The 6000-nt window shown below is 74.4% G+C and carries 7 protein-coding genes and 1 pseudogene; 3 read left to right on the plus strand and 5 right to left on the minus strand.

Annotated features, from left to right (window positions below; all coding sequences use genetic code 11):
* The first annotated feature begins 175 nt into the window (after positions 1-175).
* Positions 176-985, plus strand: a complete 810-nt coding sequence (locus ACIQD7_RS31865) for an SDR family oxidoreductase (RefSeq protein WP_402446358.1) — start codon at positions 176-178, stop codon at positions 983-985.
* Between the two features lie 279 nt (positions 986-1264).
* On the opposite strand, the gene ACIQD7_RS31870 is transcribed toward ACIQD7_RS31865, so the two are convergent.
* The 4 genes from ACIQD7_RS31870 to ACIQD7_RS31885 form a co-directional block, all read right to left on the minus strand.
* Complete coding sequence (locus ACIQD7_RS31870) at positions 1265-2413, minus strand: hypothetical protein (protein WP_402446361.1); 1149 nt, start codon at positions 2411-2413, stop codon at positions 1265-1267.
* 40 nt (positions 2414-2453) lie between these two features.
* Positions 2454-2984, minus strand: coding sequence for a DUF5709 domain-containing protein (locus ACIQD7_RS31875; protein ID WP_402446362.1), 531 nt, complete (start codon positions 2982-2984; stop codon positions 2454-2456).
* Between the two features lie 148 nt (positions 2985-3132).
* Positions 3133-3432, minus strand: a complete 300-nt coding sequence (locus ACIQD7_RS31880; protein ID WP_402446365.1) for a DUF6480 family protein — start codon at positions 3430-3432, stop codon at positions 3133-3135.
* 122 nt (positions 3433-3554) lie between these two features.
* Positions 3555-3737: a hypothetical protein gene (locus tag ACIQD7_RS31885; protein WP_402446368.1), complete on the minus strand. Its 183-nt coding sequence runs from the start codon at positions 3735-3737 to the stop codon at positions 3555-3557.
* A gap of 207 nt (positions 3738-3944) precedes the next feature.
* On the opposite strand from ACIQD7_RS31885, the gene ACIQD7_RS31890 reads away from it, so the two are divergent.
* Positions 3945-4760, plus strand: a complete 816-nt coding sequence (locus tag ACIQD7_RS31890; protein WP_402446370.1) for a nucleotidyltransferase family protein — start codon at positions 3945-3947, stop codon at positions 4758-4760.
* Positions 4761-4972: 212 nt separating this feature from the next.
* On the opposite strand, the gene ACIQD7_RS31895 is transcribed toward ACIQD7_RS31890, so the two are convergent.
* Positions 4973-5536, minus strand: a complete 564-nt coding sequence (locus tag ACIQD7_RS31895; RefSeq protein WP_402446372.1) for a type 1 glutamine amidotransferase domain-containing protein — start codon at positions 5534-5536, stop codon at positions 4973-4975.
* A 276-nt stretch (positions 5537-5812) separates the two neighbouring features.
* Here ACIQD7_RS31895 and ACIQD7_RS31900 point away from each other — a divergent pair.
* A pseudogene (locus ACIQD7_RS31900) lies at positions 5813-6000 on the plus strand (hypothetical protein); the annotation flags it as partial.

Below are 6000 nucleotides of genomic sequence, written 5' to 3' on the forward strand. Positions count from 1 at the left end.
TACCGGTGTCCTCCTCCTGACGCGTCTCCCCGATCCGGCGGGGCATGGCCGGCCGCGCCGGGGGTAGCGGCGGAGGCACCACGCGCGGGAGACGTACGGGAGGCACCGGGAGGTGCGGGACGAGTGCGCGGGGACACGGCGGAAGTACGACAGGAGCACGAGAGGAGGCGGAGCCATGGCCGACATCCAGGGCTTCGACCCGCGCACGGCGATCGTCACCGGTTCGGACTCCGGGATCGGACGCGCCGTCGCGGTGCGGCTCGCGGAGGCGGGTCTCGACGTGGGCGTCACGTGGCACACCGACGAGGCGGGCGCGGAGGCCACGGCCGAGGAGGTCCGCGCCCACGGCAAGCGGGCGGTGGTCGCCCGTCTGGACCTGACGGAGCTGCCGGCGGCGGCCGACGTGGTCGACCGGCTCGCGGAGGAGCTCGGCGGGGTCGATGTCCTGGTGAACAACGCCGGTACGGGCACGGCCGAGTCCTTCCTCGACCTGAGCCTCGAAAAGGTCAGGGAAGTGCTCGACGTCGACCTGACGGGGCCGTTCCTGTGCGCCCAGCGCGCCGCCCGCCGGATGATCGACCGGAGGCGCGGGGGCCGCATCGTGCAGATCACCTCGGTGCACGAGCACCAGCCCCGGGTGGGCGCCGGACCGTACTGCGCCGCCAAGGGCGGCCTCGGGCTGCTCACCCAGGTCATGGCGCTGGAGCTGGGCGAGTACGGCATCACCGTCAACTCCGTCGCGCCGGGCGAGATCGCCACCCCGATGACCGGCCAGGAGGACGAGGACGTCCGGTCCGTGTCCCGGCCCGGCGTCCCCCTCGGGCGGCCTGGGGACGCCCGCGAGGTCGCCGCCGTCGTCGCCTTCCTGGCGAGTCCCGACGCCTCGTACGTGACCGGGGCGTCCTGGGCGGTGGACGGCGGGATGCTCCGCATGGGCCCGATGGCCGGTTCGCACCTGACGTCCGACGACTGGCGCCGCCCCTAGCACCTGCGCACGTGTCGGCCGGTCCGAGTGGACGCGGAGTGCGGCCGACCGGGCCGCAGGGCCCCGCCGCCCGCCCACTTCCGCGTGGGCGGGCGGCGGCATGTCCGGAGCGCGGGAAGGCCGTCCCGTGCCCCACCGCAGGTCGGTGGGGCACGGGACGACCTTCCCGGCACACGGTTCTCCGGCGTCACTCTCCTCGGCGGATACAGCGGATACAGCGGATACAGAACATATGACGCATGGGGCGTATCCGGCCGATACGACGGCGAGGCCGGCCCGTCAGTCGCTCCAGCGCAGGACGGCGCCTAGGCCGCCCGCCGGACCCGCCATCTCCTCCGGCACCACGAGCACCTCGGAGCCCGCGGCGACGCAGGCGCGCAGCAGCGCGTCGTCGGCGCGCGCCTCCTCCGGGCGGCCGATCCCCCACCCCCTGGCCTCGGCACGGCCCGCGGCGATCTCGTCGGGACCGGGACCGACCCACACGGGGCGGCTCGCGTCGGGGGCACCCCGGCCGAGGAGGAGGGTGGCGACCTGGTGCTCCCGGGCGGCGGCCGCCACGGCCGGAACCCCTTCGGCGGCCGGGCCGCGACCGGTGTCGACCGTCGTCTCGCGGTGTTCGCCGGGGCGGCCGCGCACCCTGCGGAAGTCTTCCAGCGCGCTCCGCACCCGCTCCTGGGCGTAGCGGGAGCGGGCCTCTTCGATCCGCCGGTCGAGGAGCGCGGTGGAGGCGCCGGGCGCGCGGCTGCCGTGGTCCACCTCGACGGCGACGCTCCGGAGCCGCTGCGGCAGCCGTTCCCGTACCGCCTTGCGCTCGCGCGCGTCCCCGGCCAGGACCAGGAGGGTGCCGCCGTCCTGCGGGCAATGCCGGACGAGTGCGCGGGCGATGGCGTCGGCCGTCTCCTCCCAGGCGTCCTCGACCTTGTTGCCGTAGTGCCATTCGTACCGGTCCTGGGGGACGGAGCGGTGCCCCCGACCCTGCCACCGCTTCCCGCGCGCCTCGCCCAGGTTCCGCGTGCCGTGCGAGTCCCGCAGTTCGAGGTCGGCGCCCTCCCGGTCGATGAGGGCCACCCGGCAGGCGGGGGCGTCGCTCCGCAGGAGCACCAGGGGCGCGATGTGCGGGAGGTGCGTCCAGACGGCCCCGGCGGACGGCGGGGCCGCCGTGAGGGGGACGTCGAGCACGACCTCGCCCGCCGTCGCGAAGAGGGCGCGCCCGGGCGGCGAGCCGGAGACGGGTTCGGCGCCGAGCCGTTCGGCGACCGCGCGGATCGTGGCCGGGTCGGCGCCCTCGTCGACGAGCCGTGCGGCCACGGAGCGGTTGCGCAGCCGCTGGACCCGCGCCGCGTCCTCGGTGGACCGGTCGGTCTCGACGTAGACGGAGGCCCAGGGGCCGGGGCGTTCCAGGAGCGGCTTGAGGAAGTCGAGGTTCATGGTGTCCCCACTAGGTCGGAACGTGCGGGGTCGGAGGCGGTCAGCGCTCCGTACCGGGCTCTTCGCGCCGCCCGTACGGTTCGGTCTCGTCGACCGTGGCGTCCGCCCCGGTGTCCACGTGCATCGCGGCCTCCTCGGCCGGTGCGGCCCAGTCGTCCGGGCCGACGTCCCGGGCGACCGTGCGGTTTCCCGTCTCCCTGGGGGTGTCGACTGCGGCGAGGCGGCCCGCCCGGGTGCTGCCGGCCTGCTCGTCGACGGGCTCGCCCGCGCCGCCCGCGAGGTCGCCGATGCTGTCGCCCTCCGGCGGCAGGTCCTCGGGGACCTCCTGGGCGAGCCGGTCGTCCAGCGACTCCCCCTCGCGCTGCTCCCGCTGGGTGGTGCCGTGCCGGGTCACTCCCCGGGGGCGCTCGGGGGGCGAGTAGCCGGGGTTGGCCATGTCCTCCAACGGATCCGCCAGGATCGCGTTGTCCGGATCGAGCGCGTCGGAGGGACGGTTGTCCACGTCGGAGTGGGTGGGCTGGTAGACGTCGTCCCCGCGGGCCTCGTCCGTGTCGGGCTCGTTGCGGTCCATGACGGTTTCCTTTCGTGTGGGGCCGGTCGTGTGAGGTCCGGCCGTGTGGGGGCCGGGTCGGGCGCCGGAAGTCGGAGGCCGGTCGTCCGCACCGGACGGGGCCGGGGCGACCCGGGGCGGCGCGGTACGGGAACCGGCGGGTCCCCGTTCAGTCGGTGGCCAGGATGATCGCGTACGCGAGGAAGAACAGCGCGCACAGGACGACGAGGATCCACAGGGCGAGGAGCGGGCCGGTGGCCCATCCCCGCCGGAGCGGCCGGTAGGGCCCGGTCCCCGTTCCCGTCCCGGACTCGGCCGGTGGCGTCTCGCCGGGCGCGACCCCGGCACCGGGTGCACCGGGTGCGCCGGTGCCGCCACCGACGCCGGGGCCTGGTGTGCCGGTGCCGCCTCCGACGTCGACTCCGGGTGTGTCCCGGGGCTCCGGGTCGGGGTTGCTCGGTCGGGTCATGGCGTCCATCTCCCTCCGGAATCCGGATGTCGCAGGGCCGGTACGCGACTACCCGTCCGCGCCCGCCCCATCCGGCGTACGGCGGGTCGGCCGCGCGGCGGCCGGCGTCCCGGTACCGCCGGTCAGTGGGCGGCGGCGCCGAACTCGGCGTGCTGGGTGCGCAGGGCGAAGTCGGGCTCCGCCCCGGGTGGTGCGCCGAACGAGAGGCGCCGCGCCTCGGCGGACGCCTCCCGCATCAGGGTCTGGAACTCCTCGTCCGTGAGCCGGCGCCGTTCGCCTGTCGTCCGCTGCTCCGTGGTCCGCACCGCGGGCCTCCTGCCGGTCGTTCTCGTTGCCGTTCTCTCGCCCCCGGCGACTACCCGGTACGGGGCCGGACAGACAGTTCCCGGACAGTCGATTCCACCCGCCCCGGCCGATCATCGGGGGCGGATGACGGGGCCCGCGCTGGGTAGACGCGGTTCCACCCCTTTGGGAGGGGCCATCGCGACCAGTGGCGAGGACAGGAGCAGGCGATGAACCTCACGGAAGACCCGGCCCCGCGCCGGTCGGCGAACGGAAAAGCGTACCCCGCGTCCGCCGGTCACGACCACGGACTCGCGGGTACCGGATCTCCCGAACCCCGGAAGGCTCCGCGGGAGGAGTCCGGAGCACGGGGAGCCCGCGAGGGCGACGCGACCGCGCTGCCCCCCGACCACACCCAGGCGATCCTGGAGACGACGAAGAAGATCGGGGCCCTGCTGAAGGCGTCGGGATGCCCGTTCGCCCTGATCGGCGGCGTCGCCGCCTACGCGCACGGCATCCCGGTCCGGCTCCAGCACGACACGGACTTCGCGGTACGGCGGGAGGACGCCGAGACGGTCACGAACGCGCTGCGGGAACACGGCGTCCGGATCGTCGATCCGCCCGAGGACTGGCTGGTCAAGGCGCGTTCCGGCGGTGAGGAGATCGATCTGATCTTCTCCCTGGCGGGGCGGCCGGTCACGACCGAGCTCCTGTCCCGCGCGCAGACGCTTCCGGTGGACTCGGTCCACATGCCGGTGATCGCGCCGACCGACCTCATGGTCTCCCGGCTGCTGGCGTTCTCGGACCACCACTGCGACTTCGGCACCCTGCTGCCGGTGGCGCGGGGGCTGCGCGAGCGGATCGACTGGGCGCGCGTGCGCCAGGAGACGAAGGGCTCCCCGATGGCCGCGGCCTTCCTCTACCTGCTGGAACTGCTCCACGTCCTGCCGACCCACGGCCCGGCCGACCCCGCCCGCCCCGTCGACCCCGCCGGCCCTGCCGGTTCCGCCGGTCCGGGCGCCGGCGCCGGCGCCGACCACCCGTAGGCCGCCCTCCATCGCCTGAGACCGCCGAACCCGCCCAACCCGCCGAACCCGCCGAAACAAACGACCGAACGCGCCCGGCCCCCGACGATCGTCCGTCGGGGGCCGGGCGCGGCTCTTCTCTCGGAACTCCTCGGGGCCTTCGGGCTCTTCGTGCGTGTACGCCCGCGGTGCGGGCCGGGCACGTACGTCGGCGGTCGCACGCGGCGGACCTCCTAGGCTGACGCGTCGCCGCCCAGGCTGCGGACGATCGCCGCCGAGAAGGCGTCGAGGTCGCCCGGGTTGCGGGAGGTGATCAGGGGGTGGCTTCCGGAGGTGTCGATGACGACCTCCTCGTCCACCCAGGTGGCACCCGCGTTCTCGAGGTCGGGGCGGAGGGACGGGTACGAGGTCAGCCGGCGCCCCTTGGTCAGCTCGCTGTCCACGAGGAGCCACGGTCCGTGACAGATGGCGGCCACCGGCCTGCCCGCTTCCGCGAAGGCGGAGACGAGGCGACGGGCGTCGTCGTCCGTACGGAGCTGGTCGGCGTTCACGGTGCCGCCCGGGACGACCACGGCGTCGAATCCGTCCGCGGAGGCCTCGGCGAGCGTCGTGTCCGGCTGGACCACGGAGCCCGGGTCCTTGTCCGAGACGAGGGTCTGGACGCCCTCGTCCTTCTGCGCGGCGACCGTGACGCGGGCTCCCGCCTCGCGGAGGGCGGCCACCGGCTTCTCCAGCTCGTCCTGCTCCGTGCCGTAGTTCGTCGTGAGGACGAGAACGTTCTTTCCGTCGAGCGTCACTGTGCGTTCCTCTCTGGTGTGGATCCCCTCGTTGTCTGCGCCTCACCCCCGCCCCTCCCTCTCAAACCTCACATAACGGTCAGATGATGCGGCTCGACCGACTCCCTCCGCCCCTCCCCCCCGTACCGCACTCGCCATTCGACCGCATCTACCCAAAAACCGTGTCAAAGCACCTTGGAACGGGCACCCTCTTAAGAGAAAGCTCGACAGACGGACCCCCTCCGCCACCTTGGCACGGCAGCGGCGCAGGCCCATCGCCACCGTCGAAGGAGCCTCATGTCCACCGTCGGAAACCGCTCCATCCGTCCCCGGGGCACCGATCCGGTTCCCGCTCCGGAGGTCGCCGGGATTCCCGGGAATCCGGGGGCGTCGATGCGCCGGACGGCCCTGGACGGACTGCCCGAACTCACCCGCCCCACCACCGTCTCCACCGACGACGCCCAACCCCTCTCCGCCGCCCTCCT

Origin of the sequence: Streptomyces sp. NPDC093071 (genome assembly GCF_044754545.1) — a bacterium.
In the GTDB taxonomy this organism is placed as follows: Bacteria; Actinomycetota; Actinomycetes; order Streptomycetales; family Streptomycetaceae; genus Streptomyces.

Bases quoted from the DNA above. Each gene is read 5' to 3' on its own strand.
- ACIQD7_RS31870 (WP_402446361.1), bottom strand. From the start codon at position 2,413: ATGAACCTCGACTTCCTCAAGCCGCTCCTGGAACGCCCCGGCCCCTGG.
- ACIQD7_RS31880 (WP_402446365.1), bottom strand. From the start codon at position 3,432: ATGACCCGACCGAGCAACCCCGACCCGGAGCCCCGGGACACACCCGGA.
- ACIQD7_RS31890 (WP_402446370.1), top strand. From the start codon at position 3,945: ATGAACCTCACGGAAGACCCGGCCCCGCGCCGGTCGGCGAACGGAAAA.
- ACIQD7_RS31865 (WP_402446358.1), top strand. From the start codon at position 176: ATGGCCGACATCCAGGGCTTCGACCCGCGCACGGCGATCGTCACCGGT.
- ACIQD7_RS31875 (WP_402446362.1), bottom strand. From the start codon at position 2,984: ATGGACCGCAACGAGCCCGACACGGACGAGGCCCGCGGGGACGACGTC.